Origin of the sequence: Shewanella polaris (assembly GCF_006385555.1) — a bacterium.
Classification (GTDB): domain Bacteria; phylum Pseudomonadota; class Gammaproteobacteria; order Enterobacterales; family Shewanellaceae; genus Shewanella; species Shewanella polaris.
This window is the reverse complement of the sequence record NZ_CP041036.1, coordinates 821,458-846,389: the sequence shown is the minus strand read 5'-3', so window position 1 is coordinate 846,389 and position 24,932 is coordinate 821,458. Positions and strand designations below refer to the sequence as shown.

The following is a 24,932-nucleotide window of genomic DNA, read 5'->3' as shown; positions in this document are numbered from 1 at the left end:
GTCAATGCCATGAATGCAAAACACGTTTTATCAAAATGCACCTCACTTGCCACCCCGTTAACGCACAAAACACTTAGCACTGTTAACGGCTAAATATAAACATGATGATAACAAATAAAATAATAAGTGCTATAAAACAACCTGTATGGCTAGTCTTAAGCTGTTTTTCCCTGAGTTGGTGTTCACGCGCTTCAATCACTTTAAACTGGCTATTAAAATTCGCTAATAAAGAATCAAGCTCGAGAGCTGATTCAAGTTCATCCCTTTTTTTACTACAAGGTACATTCTCCGATACAAATGCAAAATCACCTTTAAATGCATGAACTGTATACTTATAGTTACCCTCTGAGAAAGTATTCTTCTCAAACTCAATACCCAATATGGCATTAGCCCCTGCTTCAATGGCAAGTTGCTTTATGTATTCACGGCCTTCACTAGGGTCTTTAAAAAAATGAGTACTGATTGGATGTGACGCTTCAACATTGAGACCTTTTGGTATTTTCTGTTTGGTTATGAAAAACTCAACCATTTTTTTCTTAACATAAGTTTCTTGAATACAAACATCTTTTGCAGCAAGCCCTTTGGGAGTGGGTATCGGATCAAATTCGACAACAGCACCTTTTATCAACTTATATTCTGATGATTTATCCAGCAAACTTGAGAAATGTAAAAAGTAACTTTCACCATCTTCACCATTAATAAAACCATATTTTTTGCTTGAGATATAAGCAACAACGATACCTTTCACACTATTACCTTATTTTTATGTTAAATGGCTGACTAAGTCAGCTACAGAAAACAAATTAACCAACACGCTATAATCATAAATAATTAAAATTAATCTTTCTAAAAGCAAGATCTCAAAAAGTCACTGTTGATATTAATAATATTGGATAAATTCCCATGATGATCTTTTCACATCTGATATTTAAGTAATTAATAAAAATATTACGGGGCGCAGGGCCAATTCTTTTGTAAAGAATAAAGAGGGAACAGCCGTTGGTTTCCTCTTGGTCTGGTGTGGGCGACGCGCCACGACGTTAGTGGCCGCAGGCCATAAAAGCAACAAGCAATAAATGGGGTCAGAGTCTGAGGGATCCCACTTATCAACAACAAAGCAATACGCAACTTATTGATAAAATTATGTTATTCAATATGAAAATATTACAATTTAATCAGAAATAAATACCGTTTTACGTTATCAAGACCTCATTAAGCGGGTAAAAAACAAGCAGTGTCATTGGATATATATACTCTTCTCCCACCGTTACTCACAAAAAAGTAAACGTAACTAATTGATATTAAATTATAAATATCAAACTCAGATAAATAGCTCTCTGTTACTTTTATAAAGTTGGCATCCGTTTTGTAACTAGTTAAATGTAGTTAGATGTATCTACGTAATTAACTAGGAGTACCTTATGAAAAATACGATTATTACTTTAGCTGGACTTATTTCGTTAGCCTCTATTAGTACTTTTTCTCACGCTGATGACTTCAAGAAAGACGTAGCAGAAAATGGCGTTTATGTCGGCGCTAATTATGGTTACCTAAAAGTCGATGGCGAAGATGACTTTGACGACGACAATGATGTTCTCCAGGGCCTAGTCGGTTATCGCTTCAACAACTACTTAGCTCTAGAAGGTAGCTATATTGATTTTGGTAGTTACGGCAACAACTTATCTAGCGCTGAAACAGATGGTTATACCGCAGGCCTAAAAGTGACATTGCCAATTGCTGATCGAGTAGAGCTGTATGCTAAAGGTGGTCAGTTATGGTATTCAACAGATTATGACGTGGTTGGCTTTTCTGGCAATAAAGATGATGAAGGTGTATTTGCCGGTGCAGGTGTAGCGTTTAAAGTAACAGATCGTTTTTTAATTAATGCCGAGTACACTTGGTATGATGCAGAAATTAACTTAGATAATGTATCTAACGGTTCCGACACAGAAACAGATTTTAAGCAGGCTAGCATCGGTGTTGAATATCGTTTCTAGTGATAAGTAGAGTGCTTAAATTAACGACTTAAAAGTATAACCCAAAGGGTGTAATGCAAATTGTGTTACACCCTTATTTTAAAACAAATGGGGCCAGACTCTAGCCCCATTTATCCTATCCTAACAAAAAGCCCAAGAGATACTGGCTCTCTTGGGCAGTCTTGTGCGTAGATGTACCCGCGATGTTAAGTGCGAACGGTTTTACTTACCACCGGGTTCTGCAAAACGAGTCACCCAGTCCTTCACTTGGCCGTACCAATAAATCGAGTTATTTGGCTTCAGCACCCAGTGATTCTCATCAGGGAAGTAAATCATTCGCGATTCAATACCTTTCGTTTGCAATGTACGGAATAACTCAAACCCTTGCCCTACGGGCACTCGTTGGTCTAACTGACCGTGGATAACCAATGTTGGCGTATCAAAATTGGCCGCTCCATAGTGAGGTGATATAGATTTATAAATTTCAGGTTTTTCCCAAAAACTACCAAAACGCGTACTGTGTACCGCGAAATCTCCCGCCATTTGTGAGTACATGTTATAAACCGCTGCGTGGATAAATAGCGCGTTAAAAGGATTATCTTTTTGCCCCAAAATAATCGAACTTAAGTAACCACCATAACTGCCACCACCAGCGACTAAACGTTCGCTATCAATCCAGCCTTTGTTCTTAAACCAATCCGTTGCTTTGTAGATATCCTCGAGCGACTTATTCTTCCAGTCAGGGTTAATACTGTCAGTAAATTTCTGGCCGAAGCTGCCTGAGCCGTGGAAATTGGGCCAAGCGGTCACGTAACCCCAAGAGGAGAACGTCTGCGCATTCCAGCGGTAATGGAAGCTGTCTGAAATTGCGCCATGAGGACCACCGTGGATCAACATCATCAAAGGGTATTTTTTGGTTTTATCAAATCCCGGCGGGTAGTGCACCCACATCTGGATATCATCTCCGTTATAACCTTTATAAGTCACCGACTCATAAGTACCCATGTCCACATTGGCCAATACATCATCGTTAAAGCTATCTAAACGCGTTATTTTTCCATTGCGGGAGTCAATCTTCACCACACGTGCGGGATGTATAAAACTTTGATTGGCTGCAACCAAAGTACCGTCTTTGGCGATAGAGGGTTTGCCAAAATCGGTATTGTTGGTGACTTGTCTAACTTTGCCATTTTTAGCATTGATGTAGTAAATGCGGTTTGTGGCTACATCGGCTATTGATGCATAAAACCCCTTACTATCTGGCGTCCAGAGATATTTAGAAACAGACCGGTCCCAATCTTTGGTCACCACACGTTCGCTACGTTTGCCCATATCGAACAACACCAAGCGTGAAGTGTCACCGTAGAAGCCATGAATTAATTGGCGGGTAAAGGCAAGTGTTTTACCATCGGGACTAAATTTAGGTTCACGATCAGGTGCTTGATTGTTCGGGGTTAAATTTTCATATTTTCCGCTACCGATTTCAGCAAGAAATACATCAATTTTAGGGTCAACTTGGTTAGCGGAGCCGTTTGAGTTAAAAGCAATCCAACGTTCGCTTGGGTCGATATCGTAGCTGTCAGCGTTTTGTGAAGAACGTGGCAATTGCTTTTTCAGTGGTTGGGTGACGGCTTCAACGTCTCCCCCTTTGGCTGAAATTCGAAAAACATGTGCGTCTCTTTCTTCATCAATCCAATGGTCAAAATTTGAATAAGGCAGTGCATTCCACTGGTGGGCGGAGACCTTATCGTCTTTATTAGCTTTGAGCTGTTCGGTCATTTGCTCCCAGTCTTTGCCTGGGAAAATACGGCTAATGAAGTAAATGTGCTCACCAACCCACTTAATGCCATGAACGCCACCGGGAACCTCAGTTAAGCGTTGCGCTTCGCCCGGTCCATTCATTGGTAGTAAGTAGATTTGCCCTGCTTCATCTTTGTCACGTTTACTGACAAAAGCTAAGGTTTTTCCGTCTGGAGAAAACACAGGCTCACTAGCGCGTAAACCTTTTGCAGTAAGTGCACGCTGACCTGAGCCATCTTTTGCAAACGACCATAGCTGAGTCGTGCCTTTATCTTCTGGTATGTCGTACTCAGTGACGGCAGCAATAATATGATCGCCTTGAGGTGAAACAATCGGACTACCGATACGCTTGATTTGCCAAAGCACCTCTGCCGATAATGTTTTGGTTTGCTCTGCAAAAGCTGATGCCATTGGCATCAACAAACACAGTATTAGAATCCCTACTTTTTTCACGAGAGCTTCTCCTTCATTCAGAATTAGTTCGTAGTCATTTTATGAGTTGGTGTGCAACAGCATTTGGCTGGGTAACAACCGTTCGTTCCCATTCAAAAACCAGCACATACTGACGCCCCAGTATAGCGACCAAAGTCTGTTAAAAGATACGAATAACAACGGACTGTAGCAGCCGTTTACAAATTAATTGTTTTGAATAATAAAACCGGCAATAAAGGCGCGAATAAGTAATAAATGAGGTAAATAAGTGGGAGGGCAGAATCTGACCTCACTTATCCTTATCCGACCCCACTTATAGCCCCCACTAATCATCATATGTTGTTCTCTGCAATTCTATAAATTGTTTAACAGTGCGTTATGTCATAAAAATGAGAATTCATATTTATTTCTTTAAAATTGAGTGTATAAAGACCTTGTCTTTATAAAAAATAAAATCGATATGATTTTATCGTTTTATTTCAATATCTTAATTTAAATAAAATTACAGTGCTGACAATAAAAAAATATCAAATGGCTTATTTTAATGCACAAACCATTATGTAAAACCATGCAACGAAATTTATTGATGTTCTACTGTCAGCAAGGCGACAGATCTGTCTCCCTATCTGAATTACATTTGTCCCAGTTTATTGTAGTTATTGCACAAGATAACGAGGAGTTGCATGTTTGAAACTCGATTTTAGCTTGGGTTGAAGTGTTGCTTTTGCTACTAAGCGAGATCTGGACATTAAGGCATGTCCAATATTTTAAAAGCTACTATCTTAAAGTTATTGCCGATGGAAATGATAAACCTGAGCGCATGAAATAGTATATACCGAATGCTCAAAACTAGGATTGCATAGCTTGCAATGGCATAAGGGAAACGGGCCTGACATATCTTTTATAGCTAATAGCATCGTCCATATTTTTCTTGTACAAGAAGATAGAATTTTATGTTTAATAATTAATCTAACAAACAAAGGTAACAAGGTAGACAAAAAATGTAGAGTATATATTAGTTAACAAATCACCAGTAACTAATTGATAATTTTATAAATCCTTAATTAAACTCTTAACAGCATTTTCTATCGTAAATAATATGGAGTGCGCGACATGCAATCAAAAATGAGAATGTCACGAATAAATATCATTGAGAAACTTAGAGAACCTCAATACGAAGGGTTTCTGGATGAATTCAGATGCAAAAGCTTTCCTGAAGGACAACTATTTAGCATCCCGAGTATGGGAAACAATGAAGTATTTATTGTGCATTCAGGCCGGATACGCGTTTATCTTTCTTATGAAGGTCGTGAGTTTACCCTCTGCTTTCTTGAGCCTGGCGATATATTCAGCACACATACTCGAGCATTTTTGGAGACATGCAAGGATTCAACTTTGATGCTTGTCGGGGCTGATATTTTTCGCGATAAAATCGCGAAATTTCCTGAATTATCAATCGTGATGACAGGCATTTTAGGTGAAGCATTAGGCAGTACTTTGGATCTCATCGAGGGTTTAATATTTCATGATGCTAGGTATCGATTAATCGAGTTTGTGCTGTCATGGGGACAAACATCGGGTGAACATACAGCCGAAGGACTCCGATTTGAATGCGATTTAAGTATGGAAGATATTTCACTACTGATTGGGACGACACGCCAAACAACCTCTTCATTGATGAATAACCTCATTCGCAATGGGTACTTATATAGAGATGGAAGAAAACACTTTATTATCAGTAGATTAGATGACCTAAAAAAATTATTAGAGAGTAACACGTAACATAAGCCGAACTTAATAAACTGCAACGTATTTTTTATCATCATCGACCTTACTGCAGACTCATGGCAACAAGACACGAAATGGCAACTATAACAGAGTGTTGTGGTTGAAACTGCCTTTAGGCAGAACCTTTATCCATTATTGACAGCAAACAAAACAATATAGGGATCCTCTATGAGTACAATTGAATCAATCACCTTAATGCTAGCCCTAGCATATAGCACCAGTTTACTGTACTGGGGTGGCAAAAAATGGGGGGCATTGGTCAGTGGGGCATTATTGCTCGGCGCAACTATAGCGAGTTTTTTCTGGCCATTACTTTTTATATTATTAGCCGCCGTGATTGCAGTAACAGCATTAGGTCAATACCAGCCTGCATTTGCTAAAGCAGAAGGAAGACCCAATCGAATACGTGAAATTTGCCAACATTTCTTTGCCCTTTCCATGTTGTTGGTGGGCGTACAATATGCCATTAATGCCGCTATGTTGTATGCAGGCGAAACACCTTGGTTAATGCGACCAGATGTCGGTGATGCCTTTTTACCCATTGCTGGCGGTATTGAACTTAAAGCTATTTTAACCTTAGGTTTATGGGATCAAAATCACCCCGCTGCCGTGGTTATGCTGTGTGTTGTGCTATTAACAGGGCTCATTTGCAAACGGGCTTTTTGTGGCTGGGCTTGTCCATTAGGCTTAGCAGGCGAATACTTGTATAAACTCAGAAAGCGCTTTATCCCAGCTGAACTTATGCCACCAGCATGGTTAGACTGGCCACTGCGCATGCTTAAATACTTATTATTAGCCGCACTGGTTTATTTGGTCTTTTCAATGCCAACGGCAAGCCTTCCTAATTACTTGACAGGCAACTACCACAAGGTAGCTGACTTAAAAATGGCAGTATTTTTTATGATGCCATCAATGATTGCTTTGATTGGCTTCAGCATCATCTTTGCGTTAGCCGCATGGCGTCGTCAAGGGTTTTGTCGTTACATTTGCCCTTATGGTGCAATGCTAGGCATAGTGAGCTTTTTTAGCCCGTTTAAAATTCGTCGCGATACGCAACATTGTTTAATTGAGACCAAAGGTATGAGTTGCGATAAATGTACCCGTGCTTGCCCAGCAAATATATCAGTTCATACTCAAAAAAATATTCACTCAGACGAATGCCAAGCCTGTATGCGTTGTATGTCAGCTTGCCCTAAAAAAGAAGCGCTACAATTTAGCACTCGTAATGGCATTAAACTTTCTGCCAGAGGATTAATGATCTTACTTTTTACTCTTATGTTTATGGTGCCGTTATTTGCCTATGTAAGCGGTTACTGGCACAGCCAAACCCCTCAAGATATAAAGATGGAGCTGATACAAAAACTGGATCGTATAGGTCATTAGTCTTAATCTTCAACGTCTATGTCGTGTCCAAATAAAATTGGCCACGGCAGTTTCTCATACTGACCCCATAACACTTACCCGACTGTGGTTGTCAGGAGGAATATCCTCTCACGATTCTGTTCCCGTCCAGTAGCTACAATGAGAGCTAGCAAAGAATTGGGCATAAATGATTGACCTACTCAGACATATTGCAGATAAGACGGAATCAATAAAAAAGCGAACCACTCGGTTCGCTTTTTTAATGCTTTTATTCAGATTATCAAATGAAGCCCACTACCACCATAATCGCATCGCTGGCGAAGCTACTCTTACATAAGCAGCTCTGCACAGGCGAACCGAAGGCTCTAGCGCGGAGTTGGCTGGCAAAATAAATGAAAGAACTGCGGGAGAATTTCGATAAAACTAATTTTTTTCCTCGATTAACCACGTAGCATATTGTTTCGTATAGTAGCTAACAATTAGGTCAGCCCCAGCACGTTTTAACCCAATAAAAGTTTCAGTTACTACGGCTTTTTCATCGAGTGCGCCAGCAAGAGCCGCAAACTTAATTCCGGCATATTCCCCACCCACTTGATATGCAGCTAGGGGTAAATGAGTTTCTTGTCTTAAACGACAGATCACGTCTAAATAAGGTGTTCCAGGTTTAACCATAAGAATATCTGCGCCTTCGGCCTCATCAAGTGATGCTTCAAGTAAAGCTTGACGACCATTGGCGTAATCTAGTTGGTAACCTTTCCTATCCCCGCTAAGTTCACAGTCTACAGCCGTTCTAAATGGACCATAAAAAGAAGAAGCGAATTTTGCCGAATGTGCCAAGATAGCCACGTCCTCAAAACCAGCTGCATCCAGTCCTAGACGAATGGCTTTTACTTGGCCATCCATCATTGCCGACGGTGCTAACATATCTGCACCAGCTTTAGCAGCTGTCACCGATTGCTTAACTAGATTTTCAACTGTCATGTCGTTACAAACTTTGTCGTTTTTCATGACTCCACAATGACCATGGTCGGTATATTCACAGAAGCAAATATCTGGAATAACCATCATTTCTGGTACGGCAGATTTTATTGTCTTGACCATACGAGCAAGTAGACCATTATCATTCCAAGTGTCGCTTCCTTGAGCATCTTTAGTGTGAGATATGCCAAAAGGCATAACATACCGTATGCCTAGCGCATAAAGCTGACGAATCTCATCGGCTAGGGCATTTTCGGGAATACGGCTGATACCAGGTAGAGTAGAAATAGGGACTGGTTGGTCGATATGTTCTTCGACAAATATGGGATGGATTAAATTGTCTAATAAAAGGTGGTTTTCACGCAATAGATCGCGCATAGCTTCTGAGCTACGTAATCGTCTCATACGACGTAATGGAGTGATATTCAAAATGGAGTTACCTATTCAGATATTGTTAGGGACTCAGTTTAAATAAATTTAAACCTTACATAATAAGACCTTAAGCTGTATGAAAAGTTCTATGTAATTATCGCTAAATATTTTATCACCATGACGATAGGAGTAGGCAAATTGAGTCAGGGTTAGAGTAAGCTTCATTTTATCAACAAAAAAGCGACCTTTCGGTCGCTTTTTAATGCTATTACTCAACATACTGAATGAAGCCTGCTACCACCATAATTGCGTCGCTGGCGATGATAAGACAATGAAGTTTGAGGTTTTCGCCGCGGAGTTGACTGGTGTCAAACTCCTTATTTCGAGCTATGCGAAAACTCTCAGCTGTAAATAGCGTTACTGCCGAAAGTAAGACAAAAAAGCGACCTTGCGGTCGCTTTTTAATTCTAAAACTTCAATTGAAGTCCACTACCATCATAATTGCGTCGCTGGCGATGATAAGACAATGAAGTTTGAGGTTTTCGCCGCGGAGTTGACTGGTGTCAAACTCCTTATTTTGAACTATGCGAAAACTCTCGGTTAACGCCGTATTATCGAGATCAAGGAGCTAACAAAAAAGCGAACCAATCGGTTCGCTTTTTTAATGTTTTTACTCAAAATGCTAAATGAAGTCTACTACCACGATAATGGCGTTACTGCCGATGAGAAGACAAGGAAGCCGATGCTTTTCTCCTCGGAGTTGACTGGTGTCAATGAGAAGAGAAAAGTGTCGGCTGACGCCGTACTATCGAGGCCAAGTAGCCATTATCATTTATTCGTAGTCTGCAATTGGTACGCAGCTACACATCAAATTGCGATCCCCATAAACATCATCAATACGGTTCACCGTTGGCCAAAACTTATTCGCCTTAACCGCTGCTGTTGGGAACACGGCCACTTCACGACTGTACGGACGTGAATCAAACTCTGGGTCCATAATATCCGCTAGGGTATGAGGTGCATTATGCAGTGGGTTATTGTCCACTGGCCACTCGCCTGCTGCTACCTTGTCAACTTCACCACGAATAGACACCATCGCTTCGATAAATCTGTCTAACTCAACCTTAGACTCAGATTCCGTAGGCTCAATCATTAAGGTTCCCGCTACTGGGAAACTCATGGTTGGTGAATGGAAACCATAGTCGTTAAGACGCTTAGCGATATCCATTTCGGTTACGCCAGAGATTTCTTTCAATGGACGCAAGTCGATAATACATTCATGTGCCACACGGTCGTTACGGCCGGTGAACAACACAGGATAGTATGCTGACAGCTTTTTCATGATGTAGTTAGCGTTTAACAATGCAGTTTGAGTTGATTGCTTAACCCCTTTAGTGCCTAACAACTTGATGTACATCCAGCTGATTGGCAAGATGCTGGCGCTACCGTAAGGTGCAGCAGATACTGCGCCGTTATGGTCGCTTTCGCGACCAGGCTTAACCACTACATGACCTGCCACAAATGGGGCAAGGTGTGATTTTATACCGATAGGGCCCATACCTGGACCACCGCCGCCGTGCGGGATAGCAAAGGTTTTATGTAAGTTTAGATGCGATACGTCTGCGCCGATAAAGCCTGGTGATGTTACCCCAACTTGTGCGTTCATGTTGGCGCCGTCTAAGTAGACTTGGCCACCATATTGATGGACGATTTCGCATATTTCACGAATTGACTCTTCGTATACGCCGTGAGTCGACGGATAAGTAACCATGATGCACGATAAGCTGTCGGCAAGTTCTGCCGCTTTAGCGCGTAGGTCTTCTAAATCAACGTTGCCTTGCTTGTCACACGCGGTAACCACAACCTTCATACCAGCAAGCTGTGCCGATGCAGGGTTGGTGCCGTGAGCCGATTGTGGAATTAAGCAAATGTTACGGTGCGCGTCGCCGCGAGACTCGTGGTATTTCTTAATGGCTAACAAGCCAGCGTATTCGCCTTGGGCACCTGAGTTTGGTTGAATACACACAGCGTCGTAGCCAGTGATTTTAACTAAAAACTCAGACAATTCGTCGATTAACTGGGTGTAACCTTCTGCTTGGTCTAGCGGGCAGAATGGGTGCATGTTAGCAAACTCTGGCCAGCTGACTGGGAGCATTTCCACTGCCGCGTTGAGCTTCATGGTGCATGAGCCTAACGAGATCATTGAGTGGTTTAAGGCTAAATCTTTGTTTTCGAGACGCTTGATATAACGCATCATCTCGGTTTCGCTTTGGTAGCGATTAAACGTTGGGTGAGTTAATACTGCATCTTGGCGTACTAGCGCTTCCGGTATTGACTGGCTGCCATTGGCAAGAATATCTGCATCAAGTGCTGCAACCTCTAAACCATGGCCTGCGCCTAAGATAACGTTAAATAAGTCTGCGATGTCTTCACGGGTAGTGGTTTCATCTAAGCTGATACCAAACACGCCGTCTGCATCAATGCGTAAGTTAAGTTGCGCGGCAATGGCGCGGGCATTAATGGCGGCTACGTCGGCACCTTTAACACTGATGGTGTCGAACCAGGTGTTGTTGGCTAAGGTTAACCCTTTTGCTGTTAAGCCTGCAGCTAAAATGTCGGCTAAACGGTTAATGCGTGATGCAATGGTTTTTAAGCCTTGTGGGCCATGGAATACCGCATAAAATGAGGCCATATTGGCTAATAAGATTTGTGCCGTACAAATGTTCGAGTTGGCTTTTTCGCGGCGAATATGTTGTTCACGCGTTTGCATTGCCATGCGCAGTGCACTGTTGCCACGGGTGTCTTTAGACACACCAATAATACGGCCAGGCATTGAACGTTTGTGCTCGTCACGGGCAACAAAGAAGGCTGCGTGCGGTCCGCCGTATCCCATTGGTACGCCAAAACGCTGGGTGCTACCAAATACGACATCTGCGCCCATAGAGCCAGGTGATTTAAGTAACAGCAATGACATGATGTCGGCAGCTACAGTCACCACCACTTTGTTGTCACGTAGTGTGGCAAATAGTTCGGTGTAATCAGTAATTTGGCCAATTCTGTTAGTGTACTGGAACAAGGCACCAAACAATTCGTAATTTACCGCATCCTTTGCAGGGCCTACGACCACTTCAAAACCAAAACATTCAGCGCGAGTTTTAACAACGTCGAGTGTTTGTGGGAATACGTCATCGGCAACAAAGAATATGTTAGCTTTTTTGGCTTTAGATACGCGCTTAGCTAATGCCATGGCTTCCGCTGCTGCGGTGGCTTCGTCGAGCAATGATGCTGATGCAAGGTCAAGACCAGTAAGATCCATTGACACTTGTTGGAAGTTTAATGTGGCTTCTAAACGACCTTGGGCGATTTCTGGTTGGTATGGCGTGTAAGCCGTGTACCAACCCGGGTTTTCAAACACATTACGCAAAATGACATTGGGCACTTGCACGCCGTAATAACCCATACCGATATAGCTTTTAAAGACTTTGTTTTTGTCTGCTATGTTGCGGATATAGGCGATACCTTCAGCTTCGCCACATGAGTCACCGATGGTGAGATCTTGCGGTAACAAAATTTTGCCTGGGACCGTTTGTGCGGTCAGGTCGTCTAACGACTCAGCACCAATGAAGTTCAACATTTGTTGCTGTTGTTCTGCACTTGGGCCGATGTGACGAGTGAGGAAAAGTTCGTGCTGTTCTAGTTGTGTCAGGGGTTGCTTGGTCATGTTAAACCTTGTTCCAAATCGACCAGTTCAGGCGGTAGGGCACAGAACTGGATTAGGTGAAAACGTGTAATACGTAAATAACCCATTACGGGTTTATTTGCCGTGCCCTCGCCCTTGGCTTTATGGGTGCCATAGGTTCGAGTGAGTCTGCACAGCTTTTTTTTACTTTGCATAAACAAAGAAGCTCCCTAAGGAGCTTTTTCGGTTATTGACGATTATTCTTGGTCAATAACTTCTTGATAGCCGTCGGCATCAAGTAAAATATCTATTTCTGCTTCGTCAGAAGGCATTACGCGGAAGAACCAACCATCACCAAATGCGTCGCTGTTAACCAACTCTGGAGAATCTTCTAATGCTTCGTTTACCGCAATCACTTCACCAGAAATAGGTGCGTAAATGTCTGATGCAGCTTTAACTGACTCTGCTACGGCGCAATCTTCGCCAGCAGTCACTGTGTCGCCCACTTCTGGTAATTCTACGAATACCATGTCACCTAATAGCTCTTGAGCATGCTCAGTGATACCAACTGTGTAGCTACCGTCTGCTTCTTTACGGATCCATTCGTGTGAAGAGGCGTATTTCAAGTCTGCTAAGATAGTGCTCATTGTTACTGTTCCTTAATCAAATGTTCTAAGTACTTAATCAATAAATTCTGTTGGGCTAAAACGACTCTATTAAAGAGTGGATTTACCATTGCGCACAAAGCTTGGGGCAACAACTTTTACGTTGACGCGTTTTTTACGCATTTCAACTTCAGCGGTAGCACCTATACCATTAGGTACGCGAGCCATGGCGATTGAATAGCCTAAGGTTGGCGAGAACGAACCACTGGTGATAACACCTTGATGTTCAACACCCTCGGCGTCGGTAAAAAACACTGCCATATCATGGCGTAAAACGCCTTTTTGTTCCATGACTAAACCAACAAGTTTGTCGGTTCCAGCCGCTTTTATGGCGGTTAATGCTTCGCGGCCAATAAAGTCACGGTCGCTAGGTTCCCATGCGATGGTCCAGCCCATGTTAGCGGCTAATGGATTAATTGACTCGTCCATGTCTTGACCATATAGGTTCATACCCGCTTCTAAGCGTAAGGTATCACGTGCGCCAAGACCACAAGGCTTAACGCCTACATCTAATAGTGCTTGCCATAACGCTTCGGCTTCGGCTTCTGGGACGATAATTTCGTAGCCTGCTTCACCGGTGTAACCTGTGGTGGCAATAAATAAGTTAGCTGATTGCACGCCAAAGAATGGCTTCATGCCTTCAACTGCAGCATTTTGCTCACTAGTGAATACGCTCGCCGCTTTGGCTTTAGCGTTAGGGCCTTGTACTGCAATCATGGCGAGTTCTGGACGTTCGGTAATCACAACATCAAACGCGGCGGCTTGCTTGTTGATCCACGCGAGGTCTTTGTCGCGAGTCGCTGAGTTAACCACCACACGGTAATGGGTGTCGGTTAAATAGTAGGTAATAAGATCGTCGATAATGCCAGCGGTTTCGTCTAGCATTCCGCCGTAAAGGGCTTTACCAGGGACAGTAAGCTTGGCAACATCGTTAGCAAGTAACTTACGTAAAAAGGCACAAGCATCGCTGCCGGTGACGTCAACGACTGTCATGTGCGATACATCGAACATGCCCGCGTCTTGACGTACTGCGTGATGTTCTTCGATTTGAGAGCCGTAATTGATCGGCATTTCCCAACCGTGAAAATCAACCATTTTGGCGTTTGATTCTAAATGCTTGTTAAAAAGTACAGTTTTGCTAGCCATTATTATCCCTTTTTTTGAGGCCTTTCTTATGTAGGTTTTTGATAAAATGCGACCAAAATTATACTCCGCAGACCTAAATTGTATACAAAAAAATTTTCTAATCCGAGTGCGGTCGCATTAGTTTAGCTAATCCATTGTTGTAATTTTTTTACATAATTTTTTACAATAAAATTGCGGGTTTAACTGTATCTACTGATATTAAACAAGTTTCTATATTAGCTATTACGAAATTGGCTCACGACAAAGTTTAGGTAATGTCATTTTGTTACCCATAGCCTGTTTGATGAACACTGTTTTCAGCCCAGCGACATTATCAACTAGGGTTAATCCAATGTCTCGCATAGCTTTTTTAAGTGGATTGCTGCCAGCAAACAGTCTTTTAAAGCCTTCCATGGTGGCAATCATCTCCATGGCATCGGCTTTACGCCAACGTTCAAGGGCGCGTAAATGGCTATATTCGCCTAAATCTTTGCCTTGATCATGTAGCTCGGTAAAGGTGTCGATGATACTGGCTGCGTCTAAAAAGCCTAGGTTAACCCCTTGGCCAGCTAACGGATGGATAGTATGAGCAGCGTCACCGGCCAGCACCAAACGATGGCGAGCAAAATGGCGCGCATAGCGCATACGTAATGGAAATGACTGGCGCTCGCTTATTACTTGGCACATGCCTAAACGACCATCAAGCGCGGCGGTTAATGCTTTAGAAAACTCGGCTTCGTCTAAGGCTAATAAGTGCTGGGCTTGATCTGGCGATACCGACCATACAATTGAACATAAGTTGTCATCATATAATGGCAACATGGCTAATGGTCCGCCGGGTAAAAAGGCTTGTCTGGCGGTGGCATCGTGGCCGAGTTCGGTGCGTACTGTGGCGACAATAGCATGATGGCCGTAGTCCCAGAAAGTCAGTGGAATACTGCACTGTTGACGCACCCAAGAGTTTGCTCCGTCGGCAGCCACGACTACGGCAGCGCTAATGTTGTCGCCACTGGCTAAGGTGAGCCAAGCTTCGCGTTCGCCAAAAGCTATCCGTTCAAGGCGTTGACCTTCTATATGAGTCAAATTAGCGATTTCGCTAGCGCGCTTGGCAAGGGAAAAACTAATAGCATCGTTTTCGATAATCGAGCCTAAATAAGCTTCGCCAATACTGTTGGCATCAAATTCTATTTTGCCTAGGCCGTCTTTGTCCCACACCGCCATTTTTTGATAAGGGCTGATACGGCTGTCGTCAAGATATTGCCACGCACCGAGGTTTTCGAGGAGTTGCTGGCTGGCTTTATTAATGGCGCTAACCCGTAATTTAGGTTCACCGCTGACGACTTGGGTTGCACCTGCATCGATTACCACCACGTTAAGATCGGCATTGGCTAAACCGATTGCGGTTGCTAGCCCGACCATACCACCGCCGACGATGGCAACATCATATGTTTGAGTTGAATACATGGTGGATCCTTACCTTGAAAGAGTTAACGCCAGCCCATTGCAGTGTGAGCAACGGGACGTTTAAGTGGGGGAAACCAAGACAATAAACGCAAACCGATATTGCGCCCTGCCACCAGCGGCCAATATTGATTAGAGAAACCACGGACTAAAAATTCAATATTACGCAGTGTGGTGTCACGGTCGCCTTGTCGCGCGGCTAAATATTGGTGCACTATGGCGCTGCTACCGACATCGACTTCAGTTTTGGCATTAACATTGGCTTGAGTTAACGCGTTTTCGATGACGTCTAACAAGCCAATGACATCACGTAAACCTAAGTTAAAACCTTGCCCTGCAATTGGGTGCAGGGTTTGTGCGGCGTTACCGACAAACACACAACGGTGAAAAATGGGTCTTGGCATATACGATAAGGTTAATGGATAACTGGCCCGCTGGCCGACATCAATAAAGCGACCAACACGATGACCAAAGGCTTGCTGTAGTGCCGCTAAAAACTCAGTTTTGTCGGCATGCTTTAGTTCATCCGCTTTTGCTGGCGGTACGGCCCACACCAGTGAAAAACGTGATTGCGCAGAGGGTGCTGATGGCACCGATGTCATTGGTAACAGTGCTATTGGACCTGTTTGGGTGAAGCGCTCATACGCCCAATGCTGATGTGCTTGATTGGTGATGACATTAGCGACTATGGCGGTTTGGTCAAAATCGATTATTTCTGTGGTTTGTTGCAGCTGTTGACGAACTACTGAATGAGCACCATCGGCCGCCACCAATAATTGACAATGCAATTGCGTGCCGTCATCTAAGCTTACTAGGTGGCCGTCTTGTTGGGCTTGTATATCGGTGACTTTAGCAGGACAAAATAAACTGACAGGTGATTTAGTCAGCTCATCAAATAACACCTTACCGACTTGAGCTAACTCGACCACTTGCCCTAACGCGTCTAACCCTAGTGGCTTAGCGTTTAGCTCGGTCATGCCAAAGTGGCCGCGATCAGACACATGGATGTTTTCGATTGCCGTGCCAAGATGCTGCAATTTAGGCCAAATACCTAAACGGGTGAGTTCGAATATAGAACCTTGGGCGATAGCAATGGAGCGGGCGTCAAAACCTGGATGATTGTTGTTAGCAACATGGGCTTCAATTAAGGCGATGCGCAACGGACGCGACTGCGAGGCAGATAACTTAGCTAAGCCTAAGGCTAGCGTGGCACCCGCCATGGCGCCACCCACTATGGCAATATCAACGGTAAGTGGTGTTGTATTTGTTTGTGCTGTGGTCATACGCTGCGTTGCTGCCTATACCAAAAATGTTAGTGAATATTTGAATGCTCGTCGGTGTCATTTAAAGGCATGTCTAAGCCAAACTCTGAATAACATAAAATAGCCGACATTCTGACAAACTCTTGCAGTTCTTCATAAGCAACTTCTGATTCTTCGTCATCACCGACATCAAATTCTACTTGGGCAATGTCTGCAAGGTCTTTAATCACTTCGCGTACATCGGGTGTTGCTTTGGCAAGTTTTGGTTGAATAATAGCAATGCCAGTTAAAAAGCTTTGGGTCCATAATGCTAACGCTTCAACGCGTTCACTCAATGGCACTTCTTCTTCTGGTAATAACAAGGTAAAGCCGAACTCAAAATCGGCTAAACGTGTGACAGTGTCTTGATACAATTCGATGATCAGCTGTTGCAATTTTGGCTCTAACGGCTGGCCGTCGTTCATTAACTCTACTAGCGGTTTTAACCAGGTAAGTTTTTCTTGTTTTACGCCACCACAAATGAGTCCAACAAGCATGCCGTGTACTTCTACGGGATGATGGCCGACTTCAGCGAAATCTAAGGCTTTTTTTAGTTTATCGATACATAACGAAGGTGGGATTGCCATGGTTTATTCCTATTAACGCAATTTACTGCTTCAATGCTAGCAGAGTTACTATGATGCTCCAAATGCAACTGCCTATTGTGGCTAAAATATGCATTGACTGTAGCGGATTTGTTCACACAAACAGCAAATAGTTAAAAAGGGATGTTGTTGCCTTGCTCTTTTAAATTCAGCGCTATATAGTTCGCCCATATGCTGAATATGGTTAACCACAGCTGGAATTAATAAACGGTTATTAAACGATCTTTTGTTCCACGATCTGCGTTACAATTGATTTTGCAGTCAACTTGCTATTGTCGCAGCTATTAATTTCCAAAAGAAATACTAGCAGGCGTTTTGTTAGCAAAACAAATGATAAGTTTGATATAAAATATACCAAGCTTTCTGATTTTCACTTGTTTACCCCACCTCTTAATCGGGTTGAGGTTAATTAAGGAACCGTGGCAACATTATGAGTAACAGTGCTGTTGATATTACCCTATTAGGGCGCACCTACTCTATCGCATGTCCAAAAGGACGCGAAGATGCTTTGCGCACGGTAGCCAGAGAAGTAGAAAACCAACTAACAACGCTAAAGTCTCGTACCAATAACTTAAGCCGTGAAGAGCTTGCTATAATGGCAGCGCTTAACATTGGTAATGAATTGTACGAAGAAAAGCAAAAAAACAAACAATACATGGCGCAAATGGATGAGCGCATTTCGTTATTACAGTCAACGTTGGAAACATCGTTGGTTGAACGAAGTCGCTAGGAAGGCTAAACTAAGATTTCAGAATTAAGAATAACTTGATTCTACCCTGTTTTGCTCCCTGGGATATTTGCTCGTTGGTTAAGTCCCTGTGCCGATAATTACAAACCCAGGGTGAATGCTTTCGTTGACATTGTGCATGCTCGGATTATACCGAGAAGCCTTAGGAAATGAACATTTACCCGCCTTGAACCTACGGTTCAAGGGCTGCGCCAGCAGCGGTATTTTGGGGAGCATCCTAATTACTACCTTTTAGCTAATACCTGTCGTCACCCAACTCATGCTTCGTTTTGCCTCAAGCCATTTTTATGTCTAGGCGCTATTATCCCACGCATTATTATTTCGAGCGCTATTCCTTATTCACTATTATTTCATCCATTACTCCCATGTTCACTAGATCCATGTGCACTATTAGGTCATCGATCATTTTCAAGCATTGAATCGATCTACAACATAAACTTTGGTATAAGTCCTTCTGCTCAAATTGTTATAATTTGTGACCGTTTTTTATGCAAAACAGTCCCGCTTTCACACTTTCAGGTTGTTACATTTGTTTACTTTATTGATAAGATTGTTTTACAAAGTATATTAATGTATAAAGTCTTCAATATTAACAACTTGCAATCATGACTTATGACAAGCTGCTCTATTCATCTCAAGGTTTACTGCACCATTTTAATTGTATTCATTTTCAGCTTATCTGGTTGTAAATCCACACCCGACCCTGTTAAACCTAGTTATGTCATTCCTGCTGCGTTATCTCATTTGCCTGCCGATGCGGCAAACCAAGGTTTAGATATCATTGATGTTCAATTGAGCTTAGGTGATCGCAATTTATATCTTGCCAACAATGGCAATATCAAAATGGTCTCGACCGCACAATGTCAGTTAGATATTTCGGCGCACCGTGGAGATTTTCGTCAACCAGAAAGTAGCGCGAATGCAATTTCTTCAGCCTTGAACGATAACTTTAACAGTGTCGAAATTGATGTAATGCTTCTGAAAGATGGCACTTGGGTGGATCATCACGATAGTCAAACCGGTCGCGCTACCGTGTATTACACAGGTGAACGTTTCAAACTAAATCGCATGAGTTTTCAGCAGTTCTCTAATCTGAAACTGCGAGATAAACACAGTAACAATTTACTCAATCAACGCCCAATAACGGCTGCAGAAGCCTTTAAAGTATTTGGCGCATATCGCGATCAAAGTCAGCGACTCAATGTAGAAATAAAATCTGATACCAATGGCCAAAAGCTGGTAGAGCTCGATAATATGCTCAGAAAATATATTGGCTTGGGTGGCTTTTATTATTCTGCGGCAGAACTTGATGTCCTCTATAAGCTACGCGGCATTAACCCATCGGTTTATTTAGGCTTTATTCAAGGTGGACACCCTACCAGCGTTGAAAAGTTAGCAGCAGATTTACGTAAAGGCGTAAAAAATGATGCCTATTACTTAGATAATCAACATAATCTCGAACTTGCTGGTCGCTACGGAACTAAACGTTACCGCTCGCGTTATAAAGACTACACCGCAAAATCATCATTAACCCAATTGCAAAAAAAGCTGGGTAGCAACTCTGGTTTACATTTAGACATTCGCAGTTTTATGCAGCATCCCAGCGTGAGGTATAGTGCTCACCAACTCGGAATGAAGGTTTATACCTATTCGCTTAATGGCAGTGATTATCATCAAACACAATTACTTAAGTTAACAATAGATCAGCTACCTGATGGCGCAATTGTAGATGCCACGCCTTACAAAATTTGCCAGCGTTTATTCAATGGAGCCAAACCTAAAAAACGTTATCAAGCAGCAAGTAATGTGGGTCGTTATATTACCTCTTTACCCCAAGATGCTGACTTTGACCGCTTTGACGAAATGCTAGGTTATCAAACAGAAGGTTATTATCTGCCATTAGCTTCTGGCCTTAAAGCCATCCATAGCACTCCGGTTAACAAGGTACCTAACAACATACCTACGCCTTTGTTGGAACATGGTTTCCCCACTATTACCGATGAAATAATAGATACAGACACGGGTGACACCATAATTTTAAGATTACCAAGTCGACAGGCTGACTAAATAAACAATTTTAATAAAATTTGATGGCTAATAAATATTACTATGACTGAGAAAAACAAAAGTCCATTTGCAACAAATTTGCTTAACACTGCCCCAACACACACAAAAATGGAGTCCGCAGAAAAAGAGCTAAAGAAAACACAGAAACATCAACAATCAACGGCTGCCAAAGCTAAAAAACAACAAGCAGTAGAAGCCCAAATTATTAACACGGGTAAACCTTTCTGGTGGATGTTGTTGATGTTCATTTGTTCGCTAGTGTATTTGTTCCCTGAGGCTGTGTTTAATGCTGCGTTAACCGATGTTGCTGGCGGTCGTAACTCCAGTGCGGAAGACTTACGCGCAGTGGAATTATTTGGCCGCACTATTAGTGGTATTGGCGTTACGCTGCTTTTAGCTGACTTATTATTAAAAGGTAAGCAAGTGGCTAAAGCCACTCGCGCGTTGGGTTATTTTACGTTAATTGCTGTGATAGTTTGGCCAACCGTCTTTTTTGGTCAGAAGTGGTTGGTGGATCATTTTATTATTGATGCTTCAACTCCTGAAGAACGTCAACAAGCTTACTTGTCTCAAGTGCTTCGTAGCGCGTTGATTGAAAATTCAATCGCATTTGAAGGCATTGATTACGATCCAGATAAAAAACACAGCGCGGTCGAAAAAACGTTCTTATCCGTATTTGGCGGGCTGGTATACGCTGACGATAAATTAGTGGACGATTTAAAACAGAAAAAACGCCTGATCATGGAAAAATTTGTTCGTGACCGTGCTATGTCTCAATTTGATCAACACTACGCCAACTATGATAATTTCCGCCAAACGCTTCGCGATAAATACACTGAATATGCTGCTGGTTCTAATCAATATAATCAAGCTTTAGCTAGCGTACAAACACGATCTGACGCTTACTGGCTCGATACCCAAAATCAGGTTAAACAGGGCTGGGAGCAATACCAAAAAGGCACTAAGGCTTATGAAGCTAGGGTCGAATCACGTGCGCAAAAAATAGCCCCTAAATTATACGATTATTTTGAACGCCGTAATAAATGTGCAGAGAAGAAAAGTGGCAGTAATAAAGACCGTTGTTTCGAGCGACTGCAAACCGGTTATGACAAAGAAATAGCCAAATACAGCATGCCTTATATTCCACCTAATGATTGGTTGGTTCGTGAGGAAATTTCGACGTCTGAAAACGTTGGTAATTCCATTATTTCAGGGATTTTGACATTTGGCCTTTACACTGCAATGCAAGCCGCTGATGCCGTAACGGGTGGCGACGCGGGATTTAAAGATCATCGAATGGTGTATACCAACGATGTGAATCATTATAAAAACGTGTTGATGGTAAAAATGGAACCTGATTTTGTTAAAGAATCGGGTGGCTATCCATTGGGAATTAACTCAATCCATGAATTTAGAGTCAATGAACTTACCAGCATAAAAGTGAATAAAAAGCTGAAACAAAAAGGCTTAACCTTATCTCCTTCTTGGTCTCTGATCGATCGTAATAGCTTTGACATTGCAGTCGCTAAAAAAGTGCGTCAACAAGCAGATGCTGAGTGGCGATCGAAAATGAAAGCCAAAAACAGCGATATGCCACCAAACTTGAGCTGGCAAACCTTTCAACAACAAGGCGTTATTCAACAACGTATTCAACGAGAAATGAAAGAGCTTTACGTAAACCCTACGCTGGCTGATTGGAATACCGTGAGTTTAAACAGAAAATCATTGAACCCAATATTCGACGGAAAACCACCGAGTATCTAAATGTACTCGAAGCCCAACTAGTTGAGTTTGCCGATGGCGGTTCTTTTGAATCAACAGGTAAATCGGCATTAAGATCAACGATTATTCCGCCAATTTCGATGTCGATAAGTTTGGTTCTGGTGCTATTAACCGTATTAAAGTTACCGATGAAAGCCGTGGAACTGATACAGGCAAAGGGGATGGACTCAGCGTCAAAGTCAAAGCCTAATCGTTTTATAAAACCGACGATATCAACATTATTATTAGCGTCTATATTTGTCGTGCCGCTATCCATGGGCAGTAATCAATACACAGCTAAAGGCTCTGCAGTACATTACTTTTTTGAACAAATGGAGAAGAATGACTCCGCCACTATTTCATTTACCCTTAAATGGTTATTAGTGACGCTGCCGATGGTGCAACCTATTGGTTCATCCATAGACCAGAGCTTATTTATTACGAAAGGATTTAATGCAATCAGTGAGCCGATTAACCGCTTTGACTCAGCGGTAATGCCTGTACATGATTCAACTAAAGTGGTTAAAAACGCGTCTAATAAAGCGGCTTTATTACCCCTTAGCATCACAAGTAATATCGCCAATGCCAAAGTGTCAGTAATGAATATTAAACCCAAATATAAAGCAGGCATGATGTTACCTGCTGGCAGTTATGACATTAAAATCACCGCGCCTGGATATACACCTATTAGAAAATGGGTGTACTTAAAAGCCGATGAAACTGATTTTAATATCAATTTGTCATTAGCCAATTCGACCAAGCAGTCATAAAAAAGTAAACCATTCATCACGCATTGATTTATAGGAAGTATTACGTGAGTAAATTAGAACAATTCCAAGATTTTATTCGCCGTAACGGTAAAGAGCTCACGGGTGTCGATGTACCAATAAAATTAAGCAATGAACAAGAAAAGCTTCCTCAACTTAAGTTTACCTTTGGGTGGACTATCGAAGTTGGGGTGAGTACACACGAACATGGAGGCTATTGTCCGTCAGGGATTAAATCTGGCACGGCATCGAATGCTCGGGATTGTGCCCATGAAAAAGCTAAAGAGTACGCTAGCGGACAGAACACGTTATTTAACGATCGCTTTTTAAAGATTCTTGGTCCTGATATATCTAGCAATTTCTTAATAAGGAATAGAGACCTAAAATCTGCACCAGAAACCTATGTAGGCAGTAAGTTGTGTTACAACTGCAGTGGTTCTGGCACACAAAGCTGTTCTAGTTGTTATGGTTCTGGCAGTAATTCTTGTAATCGTTGTAGTGGTAGTGGTCGCGTTAGTGTGTCGCGTTACGATAGTTACAATAATCGCACTGTTTATACTACAGAATCATGTTCGTCCTGTTGGGGACGAGGTAAAACAACGTGTCATACTTGCGGTGGCTCAGGCTCGGTAACGTGTAATACTTGTAATGGTGGTGGTTATCTCTATTACAGTTACACCATTGACGGTGATGCAAAACGTAGCACTAAATGGGCTTATAACAGCAACGATTACCACGAATGGACCTCTGAGTTTGTTAAAAATAACGGTTTAAACTTGGTCTATCATTTAACTGAGATAACTGAAGTTGATGTTGAAGGCACCTTGGATGGCTGTACCTTTATTTTCGCTTTTACCGCTAAACTGCCAACACTACAATTTACCGCTACGATTGATAAAGTCGATACCAAGATGTGCTTTGCAGGTAAAAAAGATACTACCCATAATGCTGGTGGAGTTTATGACCCAGCGGTATGGAGTGTGGCACAGAAAATGGCTGGCGGCAGTCAATCGGCAGACAAAATGGCATTAGCAACGCCTGCTGTTAAAAACATTATTGAAGCCAATGTAACCAACAGCCAAATTGCACTATTAGATGAAAACTGGGTGTCTACTGAAATTAAAGACGCTGTAATATCTAATTACCAAAACTTAGTGACACAATTAAAAAAACACAGTGTTAAAGGTATTGCACCAAACATGTTCTTGAGCTTGATTAAATACACTTATTTATTCTTTACTTTAGGGATGTTAATCGCGCTGCTATACCCTTCATTTGCAGTTGATTCAGGTAATCGCATGAGTGTGACTCAAATACCTGAATGGATGATGGCGTTATTGACGATGAAATTTGGCCTTTTCGGGCTACCCGCTTTTGTTAATTACGCTTTTGTACTTGGGTTACTGTGGTTAAGCTACCAAAGTATTAAGACCTGGTATTGGAAAAGTATTAGTAAAGCTAAAATATGGATTTTAGCTATCAGCATTACACTGTTGTTACCACATTTCGCTTTTACTCTTTATTACAACATAGTTGACCTGCTTAACCGTTCACCCACAATAGCGAGCACGCTTGTTAGTGGCTCATTACTGGTTGGACTTTACTTACTGGTGATTGGTGTAAAATGGCCAGAAAAGTGGTACAGCAAACTGTTTGGCTTGATTGCTGGCATTGGTATTTATTGTGCCCTTCAATATGGTTTTTTCTTCATTAACCCGACTTATGGTTTTATTGCAAACCATGCTAATTACGTTAGCGAAGTGGCTGTGTTATTATCATCTGGTTTAGATTTTATGGCGCATAATTTAATTGAGTGGGGCTTGTTATCAATCAGCTTTACTTACTTTTTAACACGTAGAAAATTTTGGTTAAAAGCAAAGACCATGGTGGCGGATTACGATAGTCCAGTGCTACTAAAATCAATGAATATGGATAAATAACACGCCAGTTTCCTTTGATTAAAACAATGCAGCATAATGTAATAAAATTATGCTGCATTTTGATTTGTTGGTTTAGTTTGATGCAAAATGATTCTACGTTAACCG

General features: G+C 42.1%; 18 protein-coding genes and 1 other RNA gene. 9 read left to right on the top strand and 10 right to left on the bottom strand.

Features of this window, described 5'->3' with window-relative positions; genetic code table 11:
- Nucleotides 1-82: 82 nt before the first annotated feature.
- Nucleotides 83-748, bottom strand: coding sequence for a cold-shock protein (locus FH971_RS03595; protein ID WP_140233394.1), 666 nt, complete (start codon nucleotides 746-748; stop codon nucleotides 83-85).
- A gap of 673 nt (nucleotides 749-1,421) precedes the next feature.
- Here FH971_RS03595 and FH971_RS03590 point away from each other — a divergent pair.
- Nucleotides 1,422-1,997 (top strand): porin family protein, encoded by a 576-nt coding sequence (locus FH971_RS03590; protein WP_140233393.1) that lies wholly within the window; start codon nucleotides 1,422-1,424, stop codon nucleotides 1,995-1,997.
- A gap of 201 nt (nucleotides 1,998-2,198) precedes the next feature.
- Here the strand turns inward: FH971_RS03590 and FH971_RS03585 are convergent, their stop codons facing one another.
- Nucleotides 2,199-4,229: a S9 family peptidase gene (locus FH971_RS03585; RefSeq protein ID WP_140233392.1), complete on the bottom strand. Its 2,031-nt coding sequence runs from the start codon at nucleotides 4,227-4,229 to the stop codon at nucleotides 2,199-2,201.
- 1,092 nt (nucleotides 4,230-5,321) lie between these two features.
- On the opposite strand from FH971_RS03585, the gene FH971_RS03580 reads away from it, so the two are divergent.
- A complete protein-coding gene (locus tag FH971_RS03580) occupies nucleotides 5,322-5,990 on the top strand; it encodes a Crp/Fnr family transcriptional regulator (protein WP_140233391.1) in 669 nt (222 codons plus the stop codon).
- A gap of 174 nt (nucleotides 5,991-6,164) precedes the next feature.
- Nucleotides 6,165-7,379, top strand: coding sequence for a 4Fe-4S binding protein (locus FH971_RS03575; RefSeq protein WP_140233390.1), 1,215 nt, complete (start codon nucleotides 6,165-6,167; stop codon nucleotides 7,377-7,379).
- A gap of 402 nt (nucleotides 7,380-7,781) precedes the next feature.
- Here the strand turns inward: FH971_RS03575 and hemB are convergent, their stop codons facing one another.
- The 8 genes from hemB to FH971_RS03540 form a co-directional block, all read right to left on the bottom strand.
- Nucleotides 7,782-8,768, bottom strand: a complete 987-nt coding sequence (gene hemB / locus FH971_RS03570) for a porphobilinogen synthase (RefSeq protein ID WP_167496071.1) — start codon at nucleotides 8,766-8,768, stop codon at nucleotides 7,782-7,784.
- 772 nt (nucleotides 8,769-9,540) lie between these two features.
- Nucleotides 9,541-12,429: an aminomethyl-transferring glycine dehydrogenase gene (gene gcvP, locus FH971_RS03565; protein ID WP_140233388.1), complete on the bottom strand. Its 2,889-nt coding sequence runs from the start codon at nucleotides 12,427-12,429 to the stop codon at nucleotides 9,541-9,543.
- Entirely contained in the window at nucleotides 12,426-12,602 is a 177-nt protein-coding gene (locus FH971_RS20365) for a hypothetical protein (protein WP_167495977.1), read from the bottom strand. Before FH971_RS20365 ends, gcvP begins: the two co-directional genes overlap by 4 nt.
- Before the next feature lie 42 nt (nucleotides 12,603-12,644).
- Entirely contained in the window at nucleotides 12,645-13,034 is a 390-nt protein-coding gene (gene gcvH / locus FH971_RS03560; protein WP_137222819.1) for a glycine cleavage system protein GcvH, read from the bottom strand.
- Nucleotides 13,035-13,103: 69 nt separating this feature from the next.
- Entirely contained in the window at nucleotides 13,104-14,198 is a 1,095-nt protein-coding gene (gene gcvT, locus FH971_RS03555) for a glycine cleavage system aminomethyltransferase GcvT (RefSeq protein WP_140233387.1), read from the bottom strand.
- A gap of 222 nt (nucleotides 14,199-14,420) precedes the next feature.
- On the bottom strand, nucleotides 14,421-15,641 hold the full coding sequence (locus FH971_RS03550) for an FAD-dependent monooxygenase (RefSeq protein WP_140233386.1): 1,221 nt from the start codon (nucleotides 15,639-15,641) through the stop codon (nucleotides 14,421-14,423).
- A 23-nt stretch (nucleotides 15,642-15,664) separates the two neighbouring features.
- Nucleotides 15,665-16,921: a 2-octaprenyl-6-methoxyphenyl hydroxylase gene (gene ubiH, locus FH971_RS03545; RefSeq protein ID WP_140233385.1), complete on the bottom strand. Its 1,257-nt coding sequence runs from the start codon at nucleotides 16,919-16,921 to the stop codon at nucleotides 15,665-15,667.
- A 29-nt stretch (nucleotides 16,922-16,950) separates the two neighbouring features.
- Nucleotides 16,951-17,526, bottom strand: a complete 576-nt coding sequence (locus FH971_RS03540; protein ID WP_137222827.1) for a UPF0149 family protein — start codon at nucleotides 17,524-17,526, stop codon at nucleotides 16,951-16,953.
- Nucleotides 17,527-17,974: 448 nt separating this feature from the next.
- On the opposite strand from FH971_RS03540, the gene FH971_RS03535 reads away from it, so the two are divergent.
- The 6 genes from FH971_RS03535 (at nucleotide 17,975) to FH971_RS03515 (ending at nucleotide 24,827) form a co-directional block, all read left to right on the top strand.
- Nucleotides 17,975-18,274, top strand: coding sequence for a cell division protein ZapA (locus FH971_RS03535; protein ID WP_101086040.1), 300 nt, complete (start codon nucleotides 17,975-17,977; stop codon nucleotides 18,272-18,274).
- A gap of 52 nt (nucleotides 18,275-18,326) precedes the next feature.
- Nucleotides 18,327-18,508: non-coding RNA, 6S RNA (gene ssrS / locus FH971_RS03530), on the top strand.
- A gap of 396 nt (nucleotides 18,509-18,904) precedes the next feature.
- A complete protein-coding gene (locus FH971_RS03525; RefSeq protein WP_140233384.1) occupies nucleotides 18,905-20,359 on the top strand; it encodes a glycerophosphodiester phosphodiesterase in 1,455 nt (484 codons plus the stop codon).
- Between the two features lie 42 nt (nucleotides 20,360-20,401).
- Entirely contained in the window at nucleotides 20,402-22,123 is a 1,722-nt protein-coding gene (locus FH971_RS03520) for a hypothetical protein (protein WP_240778433.1), read from the top strand.
- Entirely contained in the window at nucleotides 22,054-22,890 is an 837-nt protein-coding gene (locus tag FH971_RS20495; RefSeq protein WP_240778432.1) for a PEGA domain-containing protein, read from the top strand. Before FH971_RS03520 ends, FH971_RS20495 begins: the two co-directional genes overlap by 70 nt.
- Nucleotides 22,891-22,934: 44 nt before the next feature.
- On the top strand, nucleotides 22,935-24,827 hold the full coding sequence (locus FH971_RS03515; protein ID WP_140233383.1) for a DnaJ-like cysteine-rich domain-containing protein: 1,893 nt from the start codon (nucleotides 22,935-22,937) through the stop codon (nucleotides 24,825-24,827).
- The last annotated feature ends 105 nt before the right edge of the window (nucleotides 24,828-24,932 follow it).